The organism is Pseudomonas sp. CC11G (assembly GCF_056174845.1).
Genome location: NZ_JBWBZC010000003.1, coordinates 272,277 through 293,751 on the forward strand (window position 1 = coordinate 272,277; position 21,475 = coordinate 293,751).

The window sequence follows — 21,475 nt, forward strand, 5'->3', positions numbered from 1 at the left end:
TCAGAGGGCAGCGGGGGCATGGTCCCGCAACGCTGCCAGCAACGCCGCGGCACTCGCACCACGACAGTCCACAACCGCAAGAGCTCCGGCGGCAGCTGCCAATTGGGCAACCCGCGGGCTCGGTACAAACAAGGGTAGCCGCGCCAATGTCGGCCATTCGCTGCCGGCCAGCGCCAGCAGGTGTTGCAAACCCTGCCCACTGCTGACCACCAGACCATTCAAGCGTTCAGCGTAAACACGCTCGGGCAAGGCCGCCACCGCATACTGCGGCAACAGGCGGCGATACAGTGGCAGATAATCGACCGCCGCACCTTGGCCGCGCAAGCAGTCCGCCAGGGCTTCGCGGCCACCCTCGCCGCGCAGGATCAAAACACGGGGAGAGTTGCTCGCGCGCAAAACCTGCTGCAACTCGGGCAAGGCGAGTAAGGCTTCGCTGTCGTCGCCCTGAGCGGGGTAACTAACCGGCAGGCCATGTTCAGCCAGGATTTGCCCAGTGGCCGCGCCCACGCTGAACCAAGGTTGATTGGCCGGCAGTTGCGGCCAGTAGCGTTGCAGCAAGGCCACGCCGAGGCGGGCCGCTGGCTTGCTGACCACGATGACCGCACAGTAACGATTCAGGTGCTGAAAGGTGTCGTGCTGTTCGGGGGAGTCCCCAAGAGGCTGGATGTCCAGCAGCGGCAGGCTGCTGCTGAACACGCCTTGTTCGGCGAGTGTGGCGGCCAGCGCCGCACACTCTTCAGCCGGGCGCGTCAGCAGCAACCGCCAGCCCGTCACTCGGGCTTCGCCTCACCGTAAACGGCTTGCAGAATGGCCGCCGCGCCTTGACGCAACAGGTCTTCGGCAACGCCCACGCCAAGGGCTTGCGGATCTTTCACCGAGCCGGTGGCTTCGGCACGCAGCAGCAGGCCGCCATCGGGCTGGCCTACCAGGCCGCGCAGCCAGAGTTGGTCGCCTTGCAGCTCGGCGTAGCAGGCGATGGGCACTTGGCAGCCGCCGTTGAGGTGCTTGTTCAACGCGCGCTCGGCGATCACCCGCAGGGCGGTTTCGTGGTGATGCAGCGGTTCAAGCAACGCATGAATTTCACGGTCGGCGCTGCGGCACTCAATGCCCACCGCGCCCTGGCCACCGGCCGGCAGGCTGTCGATGACACTGATGCTCGAGCGAATGCGCTCGGCAAAACCCAGGCGGATCAAACCGGCGGCAGCGAGGATGATGGCGTCGTATTCGCCGGCATCCAGCTTGGCCAGGCGGGTGTTGACGTTGCCACGCAGAAAGTTGATTTGCAGGTCGGGGCGCAGCGCCAGCAACTGGGTCTGGCGACGCAGGCTGGAGGTGCCGACCACCGCGCCTTGCGGCAGCGCTTCAAGGCTTTCGTAGGTGTTGGAAACGAAGGCGTCGCGCGGGTCTTCGCGCTCGCAGATGCAGAACAGGCCCAGGCCTTCGGGGAAGTCCATGGGCACGTCTTTCATCGAATGCACGGCGATATCGGCTTCGTTTTCCAGCAGCGCGGTTTCCAGTTCTTTAACAAACAGACCTTTGCCGCCGATTTTCGACAATGGCGAGTCGAGCAGTTTGTCGCCGCGACTGACCATGGGCACCAGACTGACGATCAGCCCAGGGTGAGCCGCTTCCAAGCTGGCTTTGACGTATTCAGCCTGCCAGAGGGCCAGGGCACTTTTGCGGGTGGCGATGCGGATTTCGCGGGACGACATGACGGCTCTCGAACGGAATTAACCCGCGCATAGTAAGGCAGCCGCGCGGGTGGTGCACCCGCCGTCAGGGTGACCGGCTGCCGCAGCAAGGCGGCAACCGGCTAGGCGGGTGGCGTCAGAGGTTGTTCATCAGCTTGCGCACGCCGGCCACATGGCGGCGGCTGACGATCAGGGCATCGCCATTCAAGCCTTTGAGGTACAGCTGGAAATGCCCAAGCGGCGTGCGTTGCAAACGCTCGATACGCTCGCGGGCTACCAGGGCGTTGCGGTGAATACGCACAAAGCGATCGCCGAATTCGTCTTCCAGCGCCTTGAGCGGTTCATCCAGCAACACTTCGCCGCCTTCGTGGCGCAGGGTCACGTACTTGTGGTCGGCAATGAAATAGATCACCTGATCCAGCGGAATCAGTTCAATGCCTTTACGGGTACGGGCGCTGATATGGGTGCGTGGGCCGTTGCCGCTTTCGGCGGCCGGGCGCGTCAACGCGACAAGCTGCACGCGGTTGGGCCGCTCGGCTTTTTTCAGGGCTTCGATCAGGCTTTCCGGGCGCACCGGTTTGACCAGATACCCCACGGCGCTCACCTGAAACGCATCGATGGCAAATTCATCGTGCGCGGTGCAGAAAATCACCGCTGGCGGTGCTTCACGCTCGCAGAGTTTGGCGGCGACCTGCAAGCCGTCCAGACCCGGCATGCGAATGTCGAGCAACACCACATCGGGTTTAAGACTATCGATCAGGGTCAACGCCTCTTCGCCATTGCTGGCACTGGGCTCCAACACTCGGTAACCATCGAGCTCACCGACCATACGGCTGAGGCGCTCGCGGGCTAGGGGTTCATCGTCGACGATCAGGACATTCATATTGCTCGGGCTTCCTGCGTGAGTCTCGCACAAGGATAGCGTAGACAGGTGAAGTGGCGCCCGTCACGGCGATCCACGCTGAGACTCGCTCTTGGGCCAAAAAGTGCCGCAAGACGCGCATCTATATTCACCAACGCTTGATGTGTACCACGAGAGGGTTTGTGCTCACTGCCCTCCTCATAGGGGTTGCTGACACACAGCTGGAACACCCCGTTTTCATACTCTGCTTCTATGCGTACCACGCCCCCTTCGATGCGCGGCTGAATACCGTAGATCAAGGCGTTCTCCAACAATGGCTGCAATGTCAGCTGCGGAATCGGCAGATCCGCCGGAACGTTATCGATCTGCCACTCCAACTGTAGACGCTCGCCAAGGCGATATTGTTCGATCGAAAGATAGCGCTTGCTCAACTCCAGCTCTTCGCTCCACGGCACCAGGCTGCCGGGCTTGGCCAGACTGGCGCGAAACAGGTCGGACAAATCCAGTACGGCCTGCTCGGCTTTGTACGGGTCGATCACCACCAGGCTGGCAATGCTGTTCAGGCTATTGAACAGAAAGTGCGGGCGGATCCGCGCCTGCAACGATTCGATCCGGGCCGACAACTCCGCCTGCTGCTGCCGACGCCATTGGCTCTGCAGATAGAAGTAGCGTAGCAGCAGCGCCGACATGATCAGGCTTATCAGTGCATGGCGCAGGTAAAGATTCACCTCACCCATACGCGGCAAGGGCCCGCCCAGATCGTAGTAGTCGGCAATCGCCGTGCAACCCAGGGTCAGCCCCACCACCAGCAGGCAACAGAGTAGCCCGGCCAGCGCCGCAGGCAAACGCGCGAGCATGGGACGAAAGCGGCACATGAGGGCGGCCGAGAGCAGCACGATCCACTGCACGAACAGCGAGGTGAGGGCCAGACGGATCCAGTTGAAACCCGGTTGCATGGGCTCGGCCAATACCAGCACCAGCACCAGCAGCTCGGCGAGCAACACCAGCACCAGCAAGGCTTCGGGCAGGCACAGCTCAGGCAGAAAGAATTCGCCGGGTGCGGTTTTTTTCGGTTTTAGCCAGTCGATTCGCATCGGCACAGTTTCCGGGGCGGCATGCGCGGCAGCAAGCGGGCGGGCGCTGCACGGACTAAATAAAGCAGCAAATGGCCATCTCGTAGCGAAAACTGTGACCAGTCCTACATTGCCGCGGGCGCGGTCCTGACTGCATTGCGGGCAACGGCTCGACAAAGCGTCACGGCGATTTTGCTGTTTACCCTGCTATTATCGGCACAATTTTCCACGCCAGCCGCCCACCGTGGCCGGCCCGTTTTGCGCACCAGCCGAGTCATTGCCATGAGCACCGAAAAGACCAACCAATCCTGGGGCGGCCGCTTCAGCGAACCTGTCGACGCCTTTGTTGCCCGCTTCACGGCCTCGGTCAACTTCGACCAGCGCCTGTACCGCCACGACATCATGGGCTCCATCGCCCACGCCACCATGCTGGCCAAAGTCGGCGTACTGACCAATGAAGAGCGCGATGCAATCGAAACCGGCCTGAAGCAGATTCAGGGCGAAATCGAAGCCGGCACCTTCGACTGGCGTGTGGACCTGGAAGACGTGCACATGAACATCGAAGCGCGTCTGACCGACCGCATCGGCGTGACCGGCAAAAAGCTGCACACCGGCCGCTCGCGTAACGATCAGGTGGCCACCGATATCCGCCTGTGGCTGCGCGACGAAATCGACCTGATCCTCAGCGAAATCACCCGTCTGCAACAGGGCTTGCTGGAGCAGGCCGAGCGCGAAGCCGGCACCATCATGCCGGGCTTCACCCACCTGCAAACCGCTCAGCCGGTCACCTTCGGCCACCACTTGCTGGCTTGGTTCGAAATGCTCTCGCGTGACTACGAGCGCCTGGTTGACTGCCGCAAGCGCACCAACCGCATGCCGCTAGGCTCGGCCGCGCTGGCCGGCACCACCTACCCGATTCAGCGTGAAGTCACCGCCCAGTTGCTGGGTTTTGACGCCGTGGGCGGCAACTCGCTGGACGGCGTGTCGGACCGCGACTTCGCCATCGAATTCTGCGCCGCTGCCTCGCTGGCGATGATGCACCTGTCGCGCTTCTCCGAAGAGCTGGTGCTGTGGACCAGCGCGCAGTTCCAATTCATCGACCTGCCAGACCGCTTCTGCACCGGCAGCTCGATCATGCCGCAAAAGAAAAACCCCGACGTACCCGAACTGGTGCGTGGCAAGTCCGGCCGGGTGTTTGGCGCGCTGATGGGCTTGCTGACGTTGATGAAGGGCCAACCGCTGGCCTACAACAAAGACAACCAGGAAGACAAAGAGCCGCTGTTCGACGCCGCCGACACGCTGCGTGACAGCCTGCGCGCCTTTGCCGACATGGTGCCGGCGATCAAGCCAAAAACCGCGATCATGCGCGAAGCCGCCCTGCGTGGTTTCTCCACCGCGACCGACCTGGCCGACTACCTGGTGCGCAAAGGCCTGCCTTTCCGTGACTGCCACGAAATCGTTGGGCATGCGGTGAAGTACGGCGTGGAAACCGGCAAAGACCTGGCGGAAATGAGCCTGGAAGAGCTGCGTAAATTCAGCGACCAGATCGATCAGGACGTGTTCGCCGTGCTGACCCTGGAAGGCTCGGTGAATGCCCGCGACCATATCGGCGGCACAGCGCCGAATCAGGTGCGGGCTGCGGTGGTGCGCGGTAAGGCACTCCTGGCTAGCCGCTAAGTCACAACCGTAGGATGGGTTTCGGCTATGCCTCTACCCATCCTACGGTCCGTTTATTTTTTCGCGCCGCGCGCCATCTCCAGAAACTTCTCCATCTCGGCGTCCTTGTCGGCCGCCACTTTCTGCACATTGGGGTTCTGCCCCAGCAGCTGGAACAACGATTTGGCCTGCGGGAAATCGGCCAGCACGTCCGTAGCGAACAGCTTGCCCATCACCACGCACGCCAAGTCCAGGCTGTAGAGAAAGTACAGGTCCGCCAAACTCAACTCTTCACCCGCCAGGTAGGGGGCGAACTTGCCGTGGCGTTTCAGGCTGGCGATGCCCAAGTCCAGGTCTTCCTTGCTCTTGGCCTTGATGGCCGGGTCCACCTTGCCGCCAAAAAACGCTTCCATGTAGCAGGCGCGCGCCGGCAATTCGATGTACAGCTCGATTTCACGCATCAGCGAACGCACGTAAGAACGCGCCTGCGGATCGCTCGGCAGCAGCGCTTTGCCGCTCTGGGTTTCTTCGAGGTATTCGAGGATCACGCTGGTTTCGTTGATAAAACCTTGCTCGGTTTGCAGCACCGGCACCTTGCCGCGCGGGCTGATGCGCAGAAAGTCTTCGCGCTGGCCGCCATGAACATCCACAGCCTCAAAGGCGATGCCCTTTTCCAGCAGTGCCAGTTTGACCATGTTGTAGTAATTGCTGACCGAAAAACCGTGCAGTTTGAGCATGACTATCTCCGCTCCAGGTGGAGTGGGCGTTGCACCTTATAAACCCCGCCACGCTTCTCGCCCAGCCGTATAGACCCCATGAATGCGTACGCCTTAGCGCACAGACCGTGGCACACTGCGGCCTTGTTTCCCAAGGAGCTCGCCATGAGCGAATTTGACGAGAGCGAAGAAGCCTTCGCCGAAGCGACCCTGACCCAGGCCATCGAAAACCAGATCGAAACCGAGAATCCGCCTGCCGCCAAGGCCGCGTTCAACAAGCTGACGCTGGTGGGTTACCCGCGTGAAGAGATTCTGCAGTTGATGGCGTTGGTGCTGGCCCATGAAATCGACGCCATGCTCGATGAAGACCGCCCGTTCGACACGCAATGGTATGAACAAGCCTTGCGCGCTCTGCCAGATTTGCCGGATGACACCGAAGCGTCCGAATAGCACTTAAGCAGCACTTGCCTTGACGCAACTCAGCGGATTAGCCTCGCAGGTGTAGCAGTCTGCTGTGACCTGCCCAGGACGAGGGTGGCCTCTGAGCCCGTACTGATGACCCATCGTGTCTATTTCAGCAGTTGGACAATCCTGTGCGCGGCCCTGCTGTTTGCCGCGCTGGGTTTAGCTCGCGCCCACGCCGAAACCTTTCAGATAGGCGCCGAGGACGATTGGTACCCCTACACGGCACTGCGTGACGGGAAATCCAGGGCATGTCGGTGGACATCGTCAAAGCCGCCTTTGCGGCCACCGGCACCGACATCCAGCTGGAATCCTTTCCTTACTCGCGCTGCATGCAGCTGGCGCTGCGCGGGCAGATCATCGCCTGCTTCAACACCTCGCCCAACACCAAAATTGCCGAAGAATACCTGCTGCCCAAGCACCCGCTGTTTACCGACGCCATCTTGTTGTGGGCACGCAACGACAACGCCAAGCCACTCAATAGCCTCGACCAATTGGTGGGCAAGACCGTGGCCGTCACCAATGGCTACGAATACGGCGCCGATTTTGACAATGACACGCGCCTCAGCCGCGTCATGGTGCGCAAAGACCTCAATGGCTTTCTGATGCTGCAACGCTCGCGGGTCGATTACATGCTGGCGTTTCGCGGCACGGCCCTGCAGCTGTTCGAGGAGCACCCGGAGTTGCGCGGGCAATTTATCCCGGTAATGACCGTGCACCGGCCCGATCTTTATCTATCCTTTTCCCGTCAACATGCCAAAGCTGCTGAGCTGCTGGAGCGATTCGACCAAGGCATGCGCCTGATCGAAAGCGACGGCCGCTATCAACAGATCATCGACACCTGGAGGAATAAACAGAACGCCACCCATTGATTGGCCACCCTCACCGATACCCCCTGCCCGCTTTCTGGGGTCACAACGGTGTCACCGGCGCGCGGTATGCGGCGGGGCACATTTACAAGAATCTGGAGCCAACATGTCATTTACCCCTGAACTGATTGCTGAGCTGGAAATTCTTGCCCTGTACAACCTTTCCAACACCAAGGAAGGCCTCAAGGTTCACCATATCGCCTCGCCCACGGCCATCGCCGCCACCCAGCGCCTGCATGAAAAAGGCTTGGTGACGCTGCCGGACGGCGGTTACCTGACTAGCCTGGGCCTCGACGCCGCGCAACACGCCCAAGATTTGCTGACCATTCTCACCGTCGAAGAAGCGGCGTAATTTCACGCTGATCCCGCAGGCGAAAGCGGCCCCGGTCGGACTTTGCAGGTCTACCCCGGCTGTTTTTGCCTGGCCTCCACACCTTTGCCAATCTGGCTCTGCCACCGGCGTTTCGCGGCTGCTAATCTAGCCCCACCAACCGGCAAGAGTTAGCTATGACGCGCACCCAGGAAATTCGTCCCGATATCGACGAGGGGATCGACCGCAAGGTTCTGACGCAGCTGCGCGCGCGCTTTCTCACGGTCAATGCCGGGCGTCTGGACCGGGCCATGCAGGGTCTTTCCACGCGCCAGCAGCTGGTGCTCAAGCTGCTGCCCTTGCTGTTTCACGTTAACCACCCGCTGTTGCCGGGCTATGTGTCGGGGCAGACCCCGGCGGGCCTCTCCGGCTACGAGCCCGACGACGAACTGCTCAGCGAAGCCCAGCGGCTGACCCGCTCGTTCGTCTATAAACCGCGGCGCGGGAACCCGCCCATGCCGATCCATGGCCTGTTTCTGATGGGCAGCCTGGGCACGGTGGCGCAGGCCGAGCAGAGCGATATGGACATGTGGGTGTGCCATGCACCCGACCTCAGCGCGCAGGACGTCCAGGAGCTGACGCGCAAATGCGCGCTGTTGGAGGCCTGGGCCGCGACCCAGGGCGCCGAGGCACACTTCTTTCTGATCGACCCGGCACGCTTTACCGTCGGCGATCGCGAAGCCCAGCTGACTTCCGATGATTGCGGCACTACCCAGCACTACCTGCTGCTGGACGAGTTCTACCGCACCGCCATCTGGCTGGCCGGGCGCACGCCGCTGTGGTGGCTGGTGCCGGTATATGAAGAAAAACGCTACGCCGAGTACACCCATCAGTTGCTCAGTAAACGCTTTATTCGCGCCGAAGAAGTGCTCGACCTCGGCCACCTGGCCACCATTCCGCCCGGCGAATTTATCGGCGCCGGCATGTGGCAGCTGTTCAAGGGCATCGAGTCGCCGTACAAGTCGGCGCTCAAACTGCTGCTCACCGAGGTGTATGCCAGCGAGCACCCTAACGTCGAATGCCTGAGCTTGCGCTTCAAGCAGGCGGTGTTCAGCAACCAGCTGGACCTCGATGAGCTGGACCCTTACGTGGTGGTGTATCGCCGTCTGGAGGAGTACTTGAGCGGCCGCGGCGAAACCGAGCGGCTGGAGCTGATTCGCCGCTGCCTGTACCTCAAGGTGAACAAGAAAATCAGCAACCCGCCGCGCAACCGACGCAAGAGTTGGCAGCGCCTGCTGCTGGAAAAACTCACCGCCGGCTGGGGCTGGCAGCAACGGCAGCTGGCCATGCTCGACAGCCGCAGCCAGTGGAAAGTGCGCCAGGTGAGCGCCGAGCGTCGGGTGCTGGTGAACGAGCTGACGTACAGCTACCGCTTTCTCTCGCAGTTCGCCCGCACCCAGCAAGCCGCCAGCTCACTTAATAGCCGCGACCTCGGTGTGCTGGGCCGCCGCCTGTACGCGGCGTTCGAGCGCAAGGCCGGCAAGATCGAATTTATCAACCCGGGCATTGCCCCGGACCTGGCCGAAGACAACCTGACCCTGGTGTTCAACGCCAATACCGATGGCAAAGACGACAGCCAGTGGGCGCTGTACAACGGCAGCATCGGAGGCCAGGAATGGCGCGACTTCGCCCCACTGAAACGGGCACGCGAGCTGATTGAGTTGCTGGCCTGGTGTCACCGCAACGGCGTGATAGACAGCAGCACGCGCATCGCCCTGCACCCTGGCGAAAGTGACCTCACCGACTTCGAACTGGCCAACCTGCTCAGCAGCCTGCAGCAGGCCGTGCCGCTGCCACTGCCGTCGGTGAGTGAAGATGCCCTGCTGCACAGCAGCGCGCCGAGCGAGGTGTTGTTGCTGGTCAACGTCGGCATTGACCCGCTCAAGCAGCACAGCCAACTCAATGTGCACATGACCACCGGCCGCACCGACTCGCTGGGCTATTCCGGCGTGCGCGAGAACCTGGTGCTGACCCTCGACCAGGTGAGTTTGAACAGTTGGAACGAGCTGTCGGTCAGCCGCTACGACGGTCCCCACGCCCTGCTCGACTGCCTGCGCGATTTTCTCAACAGCCTGCCGGCCGGCGGTAAATTGCCGACCCTGAAAGTGCGCTGCTTCTGCCGCAACCGCGCACAGGCGATTGCCGAACGGGTGGAGGAGCTGTTCCGCGACATTCTTTCCCACTTTGTCGGCGAGCGCGGCCAACGCTACCTGGTGCAAATTCAGCAGCAGTACCACGTGCTGCAACTCACTCCCGGGCACGTCGACCATGTGGCGTTGAACAACCTGCCGGCCTTGCTGGAACAGTTGGGTAGTGAGCTAAGCAGCTACAGCCCATTGCACCTGGACCGCCATGCGTTGGAAGGCGAAGACCTGGCGCTGATTCTGCCGCTTGGCCGGCCCAACTGCATTCAGGTGTTCTACCGCGTGCATGAGGAGGTGGCCGAGCTCACGCTGCTGGATGAGCGCAACGCCCTGTGGCGCCAGCGCCTGCCGTACCGCGATGAACAAAGTTTGCTGACGCCGCTGCAGCGTTTTCTGCAGTCAGTGTTTTACCGGCGCAATGCGCAGCTGCCACTGGATGCCGACCTGACGCAGACCGAGGCACTGGAAATTCTCTACTACGAAGTGCTGCCACCAGCGCCATCGCGCGCGCAGTTCCTCGAGCGCCGGGCGCCGCCGCAGTCGGCGGTGAGCCATCCGTTCTATGACGTGCAGGCGATTGTCGAGCCGGCGGAACAGGGCCGCGTGCATGTCAGCCTGTTTTGTAACCACCGGGAGTTTTCCGAGCTGGAATATGGCAACGAACTGTTCAGCGCCGTGGCCCGCCATATTCTTTCGCAACGTAGCGGGCACGAACGTTACCCCTGCTACATCACCGACCTCGATCTCTCCCGCGTGCTAGGCGAAAGCCAGACGCAAACCATCCATTACCTGCGCTACAAAACCCGCCTGGAAGCGGCGCTCAATAACGCCTTGCAGCGCGCCTGACGGCTAAGCGTTCATAGGCGCCTGCGGGTGGTTCAAGGCATACAGGTAGCAGTCCGCCAGGCTGTGCACCCCGGCCAGGCTGGCATAGCTGGCGGTAAAGGTGACGGCCTGCCCTAGATGCTGATAGAGCCAGGTATCTACGACGCCAGGCGGTATATCCGGCACCACGTCGCTGTCGTTGACGACCCGGAAGGTCGGCACATTCAGGCTGTTGTAATACCGGGCAAAGGTCGGCGAAGCTAGGCGCGGACTGGCGAAGTTGTAGTGCTGCAACGGCAAATCCGGCCAACGCTCGCGCATATCCAATACGGCCAGGCTGGACAGGCTGCTGCCTAAACTGTGGCCGCACACCCAGAGCGAGCCGGATGGATGCAGGCCATCCACCGCTTGCATCGCCAATTCCCGCAGCGATGCATAGAGCTTCAGAAAACCAACGTGCACCAGGCCTACATCCGGCTGCCAGGGATAGTGCTGCTGGTGCAACTGCAGATCGTCGAGCCAATCCTGCGCCGTATCGGTGCCGCGAAACGCCAGATAGACCGCGCCTTGCGGGTCCCGGGCGGCAAAGCCGAACGGCTCAGACTCATTGATAAAGTGCAGTTCGCTCAACACGCTCCAGACCGGCGCGGAAAACTGCCAGCCCGGCCTATCCGGCGTCTGCCAGACAAAATGTTCGGGTTTGCGCGGTTTGCCCTGCATCACCCACTGGGTGTACTGCTGATACGCACAGTCCACCAGTTCCGCACAGCGCAACGCTTGAGGAAGGGAGAAGGTCGAGGGGAAATACATGGGCAGGCTGGACATGGCGGGCTCGCTGCGGTGAGTGAGCCCTTACACTAAAAACACTCGCTGACTACAGACTGTAAGCTCCTGCCGCTTCTGGCTGATATTCGACTGCCAGCACTGTCAGCTGGATCAACTTGCCGGCCGGCGTTGGCCAGTCGATATGCTGACCGACCGACAGGCCCAGCAATGCGCTGCCCACCGGGGCCAGAATCGATACAGTGCCTTCGGCACCGGCCTCGTTCGGGTAAACGAGGGTCAGGTGGTATTCCTTGCCGCTGCTTTCTTCACGGCAAAACACCTGCGAATTCATCGTCACCACACCCGCCGGCACTTCGTCATGGCCGACGACTTGCGCGCGCGCCAGCTCCGCCTCCAGAGCTTGGGCGCCGGGGCTAAAGTCCTCCAGGCTGTCGAGCAGGCGTTCAAGGCGTTGCAGGTCGAGACGGGTAATGGTGATCGCAGGAGCAGTCATGGCTCGGCACTCATATTCGGTGGGCGGTAAATCCCAGGCGGCAATAAAGAAAAACCCCGACGTGAGCCGGGGTTTGATAGGTGCCTCATTCGGGTGAGGCTGGGCCGACCGTAGCACAGAACATGACTACTTGGTCAAATCTGCCGGAACGGCGAGGGCTTAACCCGCGCCAGGGCCAAGCCGATGATTTCGCGGCGACGCGGGCTATCGGCGGCTTTCCATTCGCGAATTTCCGCCAGCAGCCGCCCGCAACCCAGGCAGACGTCATCGTCATCCAGGCAGCATTCGCGGCGGCAGGGCGACAGCACGATGTCTTCGGCCGGCGCTACCGTTCCGGGCACCGGTTGGAACATAACGGCCGCAGAAGACGGGTTTTCAGAGCTCATCGAACTCGATCGCCTCTTCAGCTTGCTCCAGCGTGATGCGCGCGAGCATTTCGCCCAACAGCTCGTCGCTGGTATCGCAGATCCAGCGGTCGGTCGCGCTGTCGTAATCGAAGTGGAAACCACCGGAGCGCGCAGCAACCCACAACTGGCGGATCGGCACCTGGCGGCTGAGGATCAGCTGCGTGCCGTTGGCGAACCGTACGGTGAGGATGCCGGCGGAGTTCTCCAGGTCGAGGTCCAGACCGCTGTCATCGAAAATGTCTTCTACCGATTCCTGGGTGGCATCCACCAGGTCGTGAAAACGCGCTTCGGTCAAACTCATAACGGGCACCTCAGGCAAAAAATAGGGCAACGTCACCGCGGTGCGTTGCTTTCATTTGGTTAGCGAATTCAGCCCAGCAACGTGCGGCGGTACTCGGCCGGGCTTTGGCCGGTCCAGCGACGGAACGCACGGGCCAGTGAACCGGCCTCGCTAAACCCGACGAAAAAGGCGATATCAGCCAATTCCAGCGTCGGGTCGCGCAGGTAGTGCAGCACAAGCTGCTGCCGGGTTTCATCCACCAGTTGGCTGAATGATAACCCGGTCTCGCGCAGACGGCGCTGCAAGGTGCGCGGGCTGAGTGCCAACACCTGGGCCAGCCGCTCTAGATCAGGGCCTTCATCCGCCAGTTGTTTGGCCAGTTCCAGGCGCGCGCGATCCAGCACTTGCTGGCCCTGGCGCAGTTCACTGAGCAGGCGGTCGGCATAGCCGTCGAGCATCTGCAGCACTTGCGCATCGGCCTGGCCGAGCGGCGCTTGCAGCAGCCGCTTGGGGAAAATCAGGGCGTTATCGGCTTGGGAAAACAGCACCGGGCAGCGAAAGATCCGCTGGTATTCACTCGTGTCGGCGGGGGCCGGGTGCTGGAAACGCACTTCGGTGGGCGGAATATCCAGGCCGCTGATCCAGTGGCCGAAGGTGGTCCAGCCGGCCAGGGTTTCTTCGCTGAGGTGGCGCTGCTGTTGCGGTAGCGGTTGCCAGCTGTGCGCCACTTGCGGCTCCAGCCCCGGCCGGGGCGGTTCGTCGGCCAGATCTACATGCCCGAGGCTGCCAACCAGCGTGGCGTAGCGCGCTTGACGGTGCAGTGCATCGCCCAGGGTGGCGCAACTCATCAACAGGTAACCGAGCACGCCGTAGTAACCGGGCCGCACCGCTTCGCCCAGGTGCAGGCCGAAAAACTCGTCACCCGTTAGCGCCACACCACGCGTCATCAACTCCAGATAGACCGACGCCGCCACCCGTTGATCGCGCTGAGCCAATAACTCGGGGCTCAGCTGCAAGGGCTCAAGCAAGGTGTCGACAGCGACGCCGTGACGCCCCAGATAGTCCAGCAGCCCCTGCAAATAGGCGACCGAGACCGAGCCGGCGAGGGGCGTTGGAGTATCCATCGAAGCTCCTGTGTGAGGCCAAAGTGACAGCAACCTAGGCCAATACGATAGCGCCAGAGGCCGCTGCACGGGAGAGGTTGGCGCATAGGCAAGGCGCCGGGGGGCCGGTATACTCGGGCCCAATCACTGCTTTTACAAGGAATCCGCCATGAAGCGGTTACTGACTGCCCTTATCGCGCTCGTCGCTATTTCGTCTCTGCTCAGCGGCTGTGGCCAGAAAGGCCCGCTGTACCTGCCAGGCGAAGATCAACCTTCTGCTGAACACACCCATTAAGGAGGCGGTATGCACGCCTTCAATTACCGCACAGGCGAACTGTTTGCGGAGGGTGTGGCGTTGTCCGCCATTGCCGAGCGCTTTGGCACGCCCACTTACGTTTACTCGCGGGCGCACATCAGCGCGCAATTCAACGCCTATGCCGACGCCCTCCAAGGCGTGCCGCACCTGGTGTGTTACGCGGTCAAAGCCAACTCCAACCTCGCGGTTCTAAACCTGCTGGCCCGTCTGGGCGCGGGCTTCGATATCGTGTCGGCAGGCGAGCTGGAGCGTGTACTGGCTGCCGGTGGCGAGCCGGGCAAAATCGTTTTTTCCGGTGTAGGAAAAAGCCGCGACGACATGCGCCGAGCGCTGGAAGTAGGCGTGCACTGCTTTAACGTCGAGTCCACCGATGAGCTTGAGCGCCTGCAACTGGTGGCCGCCGAGCAGGATCTGATCGCCCCGATCTCGCTGCGCGTAAACCCGGACGTCGATGCCGGCACCCACCCGTACATTTCCACCGGCCTCAAAGAAAACAAATTTGGTATCGCCATTGCCGATGCCGAAGCGGTGTATGCCCGCGCCGCCGAATTGCCGAACCTGAAAGTGCTGGGTGTGGACTGCCATATCGGTTCGCAACTCACCAGCCTGCCGCCGTTCCTCGATGCCCTCGACCGCCTGCTGGCGCTGATCGATCGCCTCGCCGCGCGTGGTATTCAGATTCAGCACCTCGATCTTGGTGGTGGCGTCGGCGTTCGTTACAAAGACGAAACCCCGCCGCTGGTCAGCGACTACATCAAAGCCGTGCGTGAGCGCACCGCCGGCCGCGACCTGAAGCTGGTGTTCGAGCCGGGCCGCTATATCGTCGCCAACGGCGGCGTGCTGCTGACTCAGGTGGAATACCTCAAGCACACCGAACACAAAGACTTCGCCATCGTCGACGCGGCGATGAACGACCTGATCCGCCCCGCCCTGTACCAAGCGTGGATGGACGTGGTGCCGGTGCAGCCACGCGAAGGTGCTGCACGCGCTTACGACATCGTCGGGCCGATCTGCGAGACCGGCGACTTCCTGGCCAAAGGTCGTGAACTGGCGCTGCAGGAAGGTGATTTGCTGGCGGTGTGTTCGGCGGGCGCCTATGGTTTTGCCATGAGCTCCAACTACAACACCCGTGGCCGTTGCGCCGAAGTGCTGGTGGACGGCGAACAGGCTTACGAAGTGCGCCGCCGCGAGACCGTGCAAGAACTCTATGCTGGCGAAAGCCTGCTGCCGGAGTAACGGTCATGCTGCTGCGATTCACCAAAATGCACGGGCTGGGCAATGACTTCATGGTCTTGGACCTAGTCAGCCAGCACGCGCATATCCAGCCCAAACACGCCAAACAATGGGGCGACCGCAACACCGGCGTTGGTTTCGACCAACTGCTGCTGGTGGAGCCGCCTACCAATCCGGACGTGGACTTCCGCTACCGCATCTTCAACTCCGACGGTTCGGAAGTGGAGCAATGCGGCAACGGTGCGCGCTGCTTTGCCCGCTTTGTGCTCGATAAACGCCTGACCATGAAACGGCAGATTCGCGTGGAAACCACCGGCGGCATCATCGAGCTCGATGTGCGTGCCGACGGCCAGATCAGCGTCAATATGGGCGCACCGATCGTTGAGCCAGCCCGCATTCCGTTCCAGGCCGATAGCCAGGCGCTGAACTACACCGTGGATGTCGACGGCACTTCAGTGGAGCTGGCGGCGGTGTCCATGGGCAATCCGCACGCCGTGCTGCGTGTCGATGATGTGACCACAGCACCGGTACATACGCTGGGGCCGAAGCTGGAACATCACCCGCGTTTTCCACAGCGCGTGAACGTTGGTTTTCTGCAGGTGCTCGACCGTCAGCACGCCAAGTTGCGCGTGTGGGAACGTGGCGCCGGGGAAACCCAGGCCTGCGGTACCGGCGCTTGCGCGGCAGCAGTCGCGGCAATCAGCCAAGGCTGGATGGATTCACCTCTGCAACTCGAACTGCCTGGCGGTCGCCTGTTTATTGAATGGGCAGGCCCGGGGCACCCCGTAATGATGACCGGACCCGCCGTCCGGGTTTATGAAGGGCAGGTTCGCCTATGACCGACAAGCAGCAAGACCCAAGCACGCCTCTGGACGCCGAAGCGGTGGCCGCTTATTTGCGTGCCCACCCGGAGTTTTTCGTCGACCACGATGAGCTGATTCCCGAACTGCGTATTCCGCATCAGCGCGGCGAGTCGGTGTCGCTGGTAGAGCGTCAGGTCAAGCTGCTGCGTGAGCGCAATATCGAAATGCGCCACCGTCTTTCGCAACTGATGGATGTCGCCCGCGACAACGATCGGCTGTTCGACAAGACCCGTCGCCTGGTGCTCGATTTGCTCGACGCCGGCACCCTGGAAGAAGTGGTCAGCGCGGTTGAAGACAGCCTGCGTCACGAGTTTCAGGTGCCCTTTGTCAGCCTGACCCTGTTCAGCGAAACGCCGACCGGCGTGGGTCGTTCGGTGAGCTTTGCCGAAGCCCATCAAGCCATCGGCGGCTTGCTGGCCGACGGCAAGACCATCTGCGGCGTGCTGCGCAGCCACGAGCTGGCCTTTCTGTTTGGTGAAGACGAGCGCGACGGCGTAGGCTCCGCCGCCGTGGTTGCCCTCAGCCATCAAGGCTTGCATGGCGTGCTGGCGATCGGCAGCCCCGATCCGCAGCACTACAAAAGCTCGCTTGGCACCCTGTTTCTCGGCTATATCGCCGAAGTTCTCGCCCGCGTTCTGCCGCGCTTCGCCACGCCGCTGCGCTCGGTACGCTAACCAGCCTGGCGCGCAGCGCAAAGCGCGCGCCTGGAGGAGCAAGGCCTGATGCACGCTGCCCTGGATGCCTATCTGCAACACCTGCGCAGCGAGCGGCAGATGTCGCCGCACACCCTCGATGCCTATCAACGCGACCTGCTGAAACTGGTTGAGCTGTGCGAAAAGCAAGGCATCGCCAGTTGGGCAAAACTCGATGTACGTAACCTGCGCAGTTTCGTCGCTCGCCTGCACCAGCAGGGCCTGTCGGCCCGTAGCCTGGCGCGCCTACTCTCAGCCACCCGCGGCCTTTACAGCTACTTGATCGGCGAAGGCGTTTGCCAACACGACCCCGCCACCGGCGTGGCCCCGCCCAAACGCGAACGTCGCCTGCCGCGCACCCTGGATGCCGACCGCACTTCGCAGCTGCTGGACGGCGCAGTGGAAGACGACTTTATCGGCCTGCGCGACCAGGCCATGTTAGAGCTGTTCTACTCCTCTGGCCTGCGTCTGGCCGAATTGGCCGGCCTCAATTTGCAACAGCTCGACTTGCCCGGTGGCCTGGTGGAAGTGTTCGGTAAAGGCAGCAAAACCCGCGTACTGCCGCTGGGCCGCAAAGCCCGTGAAGCGCTGGAAATCTGGCTGCCGCAACGAGCCCTGGCCAACCCGCCGGACGACGCCGTATTTGTCAGTGCCAAAGGCCGGCGCCTGGGGCCACGGGCCATTCAACTGCGGGTCGGTCAGGCCGGTGTGCGCGAACTGGGTCAGCACCTGCACCCGCATATGCTGCGCCACTCCTTCGCCAGCCATATGCTCGAATCGTCCCAGGACTTACGCGCCGTGCAGGAGCTGCTCGGCCACGCCGATATCGCGACCACACAGATCTATACCCACCTGGACTTCCAGCATCTGGCCACGGTCTACGACGGTGCCCACCCCCGCGCCAAACGCAAAAGCAGTGAGCCATGAGCATTCAACTGATCACCTTCGACCTCGACGACACCCTGTGGGACAACCTGCCCGTCATCACCGGCGCCGAAGCCGCCATGCGCAGCTGGCTGGCCGAAAACGCACCGTTGTTGGCGGCGCTGCCGGTGGAGCATCTGTGGAGTATTCGCAGCCAGGTATTGGCCGCTGAACCGACGCTGCGGTATCGCTTGAGCGAGCTGCGCAAGCGCACGTTGTTTCTGGCTATGGAAGGGGTGGGTTACAGCGCCGAGCAATCGCAACAGATGGCCGAGCAAGCCTTTCACGCCATGCTCGATGCCCGCCATCGCATCACCTTTTTCGACGACACCGTGCCCACCCTGGAACACCTGACCGAGCGCTACACCCTCGGCGTCATCACCAACGGCAACGCCGACGTACGCCGCCTTGGGCTGGCCGATTACTTCCGCTTCGCGCTGTGCGCCGAAGACCTGGGCGTGGGCAAACCTGACCCGCTGCCGTTTATAACCGCGTTGCAGCACGCCGGCGTTGAAGCCCATGCCGGTGTGCATGTCGGCGACCACCCCGCCGACGACATCCGCGGCGCACAGAACGCCGGCATGCGCGCGATCTGGTTTAACCCGAAGGGGAAAAGCTGGGAAGGCGAAGGAAAGCCAGATGCAGAGATTCGCGCGCTGGCCGAGTTGCCGGGCGTGCTGGCTCAATGGAAATAAAAAGGCAGCCCGTGGGCTGCCTTGGTGTTACGCCGCGCTAAACGTCTTGTGCGGATCAATCACAAACTTCTTCGGTACCCCGGCATCGAACTCGCCGTACCCGCGCGGCGCGTCATCCAGGCTAATCACCTGCACCCCCACCACCTCAGCAATATTGATGCGATCCCACATGATCGCCTGCATCAACTGGCGGTTGTACTTCATGGTCGGCGTCTGCCCGGTATGGAAGCTGTGGGATTTCGCCCAGCCCAACCCGAAGCGGATGCTCAGGCTGCCCATCTTCGCCGCCTGATCAATCGCACCCGGATCTTCCGTCACATACAACCCCGGAATCCCGATCTTGCCCGCCACCCGCACCACACCCATCAGGGAGTTGAGCACGGTAGCCGGCGCCTCGTGCTGCGCCCCCGCATGCCCATGACCACGGGCTTCGAAACCCACCGCATCGACAGCGCAATCCACTTCCGGCTCACCCAGCAGCGCCGCAATCTGCTCATGCAATGGCGTATCCGTCGACAGGTCGGCAATCTCGAAACCCTGCGCCTTGGCATGCGCCAAGCGCACCGGGTTTACATCGCCAATGATCACCACGGCAGCACCGAGCAAACGCGCAGAAGCAGCAGCCGCCAAACCCACCGGACCGGCACCGGCCACATACACCGTACTGCCCGGCCCAACGCCGGCGGTTACCGCGCCGTGGTAGCCCGTCGGCAGAATGTCGGAGAGGCACGTCAGGTCGCGGATCTTCTCCATCGCCTTGTCACGGTCCGGCAGCTTCAGCAGGTTGAAATCGGCATACGGCACCAGCACGTACTCAGCCTGGCCGCCGACCCAATCACCCATGTCCACATAGCCATACGCACCACCCGGGCGGGCCGGGTTTACGGTCAGGCACACACCGGTGTGTTGCTCCTTGCAGGAACGGCAGCGGCCACAGGCGACGTTGAACGGCACCGACACCAGATCACCGATTTTCAGGTGCTCGACATCGCTGCCCTTCTCGATCACTTCACCGGTAATTTCGTGGCCCAGCACCAGCCCCACCTGCGCGGTGGTACGGCCACGGACCATGTGCTGGTCAGAGCCGCAGATATTGGTGGACACCACTTTGAGGATGACCCCGTGCTCGATCTTGCGCCCGCGCGGGTCCTGCATTTTCGGATAGTCGATCTTCTGTACTTCGACCTTGCCAGCGCCGAGATAAACGACGCCACGATTACCAGACATAGGTGATTCTCCGTTTGTTTTTGTGATTACAAAGGCGCAGCCAAACAGCACCGCGCGGTTCTGCACTGGAGTTATGTGTCTGTAGCGGAAGAGGCCGCAAAGGCAGAGCGGAATGCCCTCTTCGGGGTGATTTTCAGCTCATCAATTCAACGCACAGTTAAAGAACAACGGTACGGCTGGCGTTGAGAAACACGCGCCGCTCAATGTGATAACCCACGGCTTTGGCCAACGTCAGGCATTCAATGTCGCGCCCCTTGGCGATCAAATCTTCGGGGTAGTGGCTGTGGTCCACCGGCTCTACGCCCTGGGCAATGATCGGGCCTTCGTCGAGGTCGTTGTTGATGTAGTGGGCGGTCGCGCCGACCAGCTTTACGCCTTTCTCGTAGGCCTGGTGATATGGCTTGGCGCCTTTGAAACCGGGCAGCAGCGAGTGGTGGATATTGATCGCCCAGCCATCGAGCTTGCGGCACAGCTCCGGCGACAGCACCTGCATATAGCGGGCAAGAATCACCAGCTCGGCGCCGGTGTCAGCGATCACCTGCATCACCTGGCGTTCCTGCGCCGGCTTGTCGGCCGGGTCGAGGGGGAAGTGGTGATAGGGAATGTCGTGCCAGCGCGCCAGCGGTTCCAGGTCGGGGTGGTTGGACACCACGGCGACCACGTCCATCGGCAGCTGGCCGATGCGTTGCCGGTAGAGCAAGTCGTTCAGGCAGTGATCGGCCTTGGAAACCATGATCACCACCTTGCTGCGGTAGTTCGGCGGGGTGAGCTCGAAGTCCATGCCGAAGCTCGCCACGCGGGCAGCCAGGCCGTCGCGAAAATCCAGTTCGGCGAAGGTCTCGGGCTGGCGAAATTCGATGCGGATAAAGAACCGCGCCGACAGCCGATCATCGAAGCTGTGGTGCTCGGTGACGTAGCAGCCCTGCTCGAACAGATAACGCGTCACCGCATCCACAGTGCCGAGAATGCTCGGGCAGGAGGCGGTGAGAATCCAGGTATCGGGGGTGCGGCTCATGCTGTTCTCCGGGAGAAACGTCGTTCTCTGTGGGAGAGGCTTCAGCCTCGATTCCTGGAAAAGGCAATCGAGGCTGAAGCCTCTCCCACAAAGGAAAGGCCTGAGCTTTAGGCTTTTACCGCCAGCCCATATTCCTGACTGGCATCCTGCAGCCACAGCCAGAAGTAGTCGGAGAAGCTGCGGCGTACCAGCAGTTCCCAGGTGTCTTCGGCGGTGTGGCGAATCACCAGCTGCGATTTGGCGAACGTGGTGCCCACGGCCTTGCCGACCGGGAAATTCTTCGGGTGCACGTCGTAGCTGGTGGACTTCATCAGCAACTCACGCACCTTGCTGCCGGTGAGTTCCAGCAGGGTCTGGCCGCCGCTGACGTTCACCACTTGAATGTGCTGCCCGTCGAGGGCTTCACGCAGTTTTTTCTCGACCTCGAATTCGCTGCCGCCCGGTACCACCAGCAGCCACTCATCCGGGCCCATCCATTGCAGCGAGCTTTCGCCGGCACTCACCAGCGCCAACGCGCCCGGCAATTCCAGGCCGGTGGCTTTGTGGATGGCGCCAGCAAAGGCGGCGTCATGGCTGTCGCCACGGATGGTTAAGTGCCCCAGCAGCTTGCGCTCGCGCAGCTGAATCCCGGCGCTGGCTTTGCCTTTGCCGGCGGCATCCGTGAGACCTGCGTGGAACAGCGGAGACTCGGCCTGACCGCCCTCGGGGCGCTGCTGATAAACGTTGATAGCCGTCATACGAACCTCACTGGCAAAACGTGGAGAGAGTGGAGA

Annotated in this window: 24 protein-coding genes; 11 read left to right on the forward strand and 13 right to left on the reverse strand. The window is 61.9% G+C overall.

Going from position 1 to position 21,475, the window contains the following annotated elements; translation table 11 throughout:
• The 4 genes from AC0V2S_RS05865 to AC0V2S_RS05880 form a co-directional block, all read right to left on the reverse strand.
• The gene (locus AC0V2S_RS05865) at positions 1 to 774 is read right to left on the reverse strand and encodes a uroporphyrinogen-III synthase (protein WP_475508910.1); all 774 of its coding nucleotides are present in this window, start codon (positions 772 to 774) and stop codon (positions 1 to 3) included.
• Positions 771 to 1,712 (reverse strand): hydroxymethylbilane synthase, encoded by a 942-nt coding sequence (gene hemC, locus AC0V2S_RS05870; protein ID WP_475508911.1) that lies wholly within the window; start codon positions 1,710 to 1,712, stop codon positions 771 to 773. Before hemC ends, AC0V2S_RS05865 begins: the two co-directional genes overlap by 4 nt.
• Before the next feature lie 115 nt (positions 1,713 to 1,827).
• Positions 1,828 to 2,574 (reverse strand): LytR/AlgR family response regulator transcription factor, encoded by a 747-nt coding sequence (locus tag AC0V2S_RS05875; protein ID WP_108097982.1) that lies wholly within the window; start codon positions 2,572 to 2,574, stop codon positions 1,828 to 1,830.
• Positions 2,571 to 3,647, reverse strand: coding sequence for a sensor histidine kinase (locus tag AC0V2S_RS05880; RefSeq protein ID WP_475508912.1), 1,077 nt, complete (start codon positions 3,645 to 3,647; stop codon positions 2,571 to 2,573). The genes AC0V2S_RS05875 and AC0V2S_RS05880 overlap by 4 nt, the downstream gene beginning before the upstream one ends.
• Before the next feature lie 261 nt (positions 3,648 to 3,908).
• On the opposite strand from AC0V2S_RS05880, the gene argH reads away from it, so the two are divergent.
• Positions 3,909 to 5,303 carry an argininosuccinate lyase gene (gene argH, locus AC0V2S_RS05885; protein ID WP_475508913.1) on the forward strand — a complete coding sequence of 465 codons (1,395 nt, stop codon included), beginning with the start codon at positions 3,909 to 3,911 and terminating at the stop codon, positions 5,301 to 5,303.
• A gap of 53 nt (positions 5,304 to 5,356) precedes the next feature.
• On the opposite strand, the gene AC0V2S_RS05890 is transcribed toward argH, so the two are convergent.
• Positions 5,357 to 6,019: a glutathione S-transferase family protein gene (locus AC0V2S_RS05890; protein ID WP_475508914.1), complete on the reverse strand. Its 663-nt coding sequence runs from the start codon at positions 6,017 to 6,019 to the stop codon at positions 5,357 to 5,359.
• Positions 6,020 to 6,163: 144 nt separating this feature from the next.
• Between AC0V2S_RS05890 and AC0V2S_RS05895 the strand changes: the two genes are divergently transcribed.
• The 4 genes from AC0V2S_RS05895 (at position 6,164) to AC0V2S_RS05910 (ending at position 10,689) form a co-directional block, all read left to right on the forward strand.
• Positions 6,164 to 6,448, forward strand: a complete 285-nt coding sequence (locus tag AC0V2S_RS05895; RefSeq protein WP_475508915.1) for a hypothetical protein — start codon at positions 6,164 to 6,166, stop codon at positions 6,446 to 6,448.
• 263 nt (positions 6,449 to 6,711) lie between these two features.
• Positions 6,712 to 7,332, forward strand: a complete 621-nt coding sequence (locus AC0V2S_RS05900) for a substrate-binding periplasmic protein (protein ID WP_475508916.1) — start codon at positions 6,712 to 6,714, stop codon at positions 7,330 to 7,332.
• A 103-nt stretch (positions 7,333 to 7,435) separates the two neighbouring features.
• Positions 7,436 to 7,681 carry a TIGR02647 family protein gene (locus AC0V2S_RS05905; RefSeq protein WP_122449656.1) on the forward strand — a complete coding sequence of 82 codons (246 nt, stop codon included), beginning with the start codon at positions 7,436 to 7,438 and terminating at the stop codon, positions 7,679 to 7,681.
• A 155-nt stretch (positions 7,682 to 7,836) separates the two neighbouring features.
• Complete coding sequence (locus AC0V2S_RS05910; protein WP_475508917.1) at positions 7,837 to 10,689, forward strand: class I adenylate cyclase; 2,853 nt, start codon at positions 7,837 to 7,839, stop codon at positions 10,687 to 10,689.
• A 3-nt stretch (positions 10,690 to 10,692) separates the two neighbouring features.
• Here AC0V2S_RS05910 and AC0V2S_RS05915 read toward each other — a convergent pair whose 3' ends face one another.
• The 5 genes from AC0V2S_RS05915 to AC0V2S_RS05935 form a co-directional block, all read right to left on the reverse strand.
• Positions 10,693 to 11,493, reverse strand: coding sequence for a lipase family protein (locus AC0V2S_RS05915; protein ID WP_475508918.1), 801 nt, complete (start codon positions 11,491 to 11,493; stop codon positions 10,693 to 10,695).
• A 49-nt stretch (positions 11,494 to 11,542) separates the two neighbouring features.
• The gene (rnk, locus tag AC0V2S_RS05920; RefSeq protein WP_475508919.1) at positions 11,543 to 11,947 is read right to left on the reverse strand and encodes a nucleoside diphosphate kinase regulator; all 405 of its coding nucleotides are present in this window, start codon (positions 11,945 to 11,947) and stop codon (positions 11,543 to 11,545) included.
• Positions 11,948 to 12,081: 134 nt separating this feature from the next.
• On the reverse strand, positions 12,082 to 12,300 hold the full coding sequence (locus tag AC0V2S_RS05925; protein WP_475508996.1) for a DUF1289 domain-containing protein: 219 nt from the start codon (positions 12,298 to 12,300) through the stop codon (positions 12,082 to 12,084).
• Positions 12,301 to 12,322: 22 nt separating this feature from the next.
• Positions 12,323 to 12,655 (reverse strand): iron donor protein CyaY, encoded by a 333-nt coding sequence (gene cyaY, locus AC0V2S_RS05930; protein ID WP_108097993.1) that lies wholly within the window; start codon positions 12,653 to 12,655, stop codon positions 12,323 to 12,325.
• 68 nt (positions 12,656 to 12,723) lie between these two features.
• The gene (locus tag AC0V2S_RS05935; RefSeq protein WP_475508920.1) at positions 12,724 to 13,758 is read right to left on the reverse strand and encodes an AraC family transcriptional regulator; all 1,035 of its coding nucleotides are present in this window, start codon (positions 13,756 to 13,758) and stop codon (positions 12,724 to 12,726) included.
• 148 nt (positions 13,759 to 13,906) lie between these two features.
• On the opposite strand from AC0V2S_RS05935, the gene lptM reads away from it, so the two are divergent.
• The 6 genes from lptM to AC0V2S_RS05965 are packed head-to-tail and all read left to right on the forward strand — an operon-like array spanning position 13,907 to position 18,460.
• Entirely contained in the window at positions 13,907 to 14,032 is a 126-nt protein-coding gene (lptM, locus tag AC0V2S_RS05940) for an LPS translocon maturation chaperone LptM (protein ID WP_110615808.1), read from the forward strand.
• 9 nt (positions 14,033 to 14,041) lie between these two features.
• Positions 14,042 to 15,289, forward strand: coding sequence for a diaminopimelate decarboxylase (lysA, locus tag AC0V2S_RS05945; protein ID WP_475508921.1), 1,248 nt, complete (start codon positions 14,042 to 14,044; stop codon positions 15,287 to 15,289).
• A 5-nt stretch (positions 15,290 to 15,294) separates the two neighbouring features.
• A complete protein-coding gene (dapF, locus tag AC0V2S_RS05950; RefSeq protein ID WP_475508922.1) occupies positions 15,295 to 16,125 on the forward strand; it encodes a diaminopimelate epimerase in 831 nt (276 codons plus the stop codon).
• Positions 16,122 to 16,823, forward strand: a complete 702-nt coding sequence (locus AC0V2S_RS05955; RefSeq protein WP_475508923.1) for a DUF484 family protein — start codon at positions 16,122 to 16,124, stop codon at positions 16,821 to 16,823. Before dapF ends, AC0V2S_RS05955 begins: the two co-directional genes overlap by 4 nt.
• Positions 16,824 to 16,871: 48 nt before the next feature.
• The gene (gene xerC, locus AC0V2S_RS05960) at positions 16,872 to 17,768 is read left to right on the forward strand and encodes a tyrosine recombinase XerC (protein ID WP_475508924.1); all 897 of its coding nucleotides are present in this window, start codon (positions 16,872 to 16,874) and stop codon (positions 17,766 to 17,768) included.
• Positions 17,765 to 18,460, forward strand: a complete 696-nt coding sequence (locus tag AC0V2S_RS05965; protein WP_475508925.1) for an HAD family hydrolase — start codon at positions 17,765 to 17,767, stop codon at positions 18,458 to 18,460. Before xerC ends, AC0V2S_RS05965 begins: the two co-directional genes overlap by 4 nt.
• 27 nt (positions 18,461 to 18,487) lie before the next feature.
• Here the strand turns inward: AC0V2S_RS05965 and fdhA are convergent, their stop codons facing one another.
• The 3 genes from fdhA to AC0V2S_RS05980 all read right to left on the reverse strand — a co-directional run bounded on the left by fdhA (position 18,488) and on the right by AC0V2S_RS05980 (position 21,439).
• Entirely contained in the window at positions 18,488 to 19,687 is a 1,200-nt protein-coding gene (gene fdhA, locus AC0V2S_RS05970) for a formaldehyde dehydrogenase, glutathione-independent (RefSeq protein WP_108094902.1), read from the reverse strand.
• Between the two features lie 157 nt (positions 19,688 to 19,844).
• Entirely contained in the window at positions 19,845 to 20,702 is an 858-nt protein-coding gene (gene purU / locus AC0V2S_RS05975) for a formyltetrahydrofolate deformylase (protein ID WP_475508926.1), read from the reverse strand.
• 107 nt (positions 20,703 to 20,809) lie between these two features.
• The gene (locus AC0V2S_RS05980; RefSeq protein WP_475508927.1) at positions 20,810 to 21,439 is read right to left on the reverse strand and encodes a sarcosine oxidase subunit gamma; all 630 of its coding nucleotides are present in this window, start codon (positions 21,437 to 21,439) and stop codon (positions 20,810 to 20,812) included.
• Positions 21,440 to 21,475: the final 36 nt, after the last annotated feature.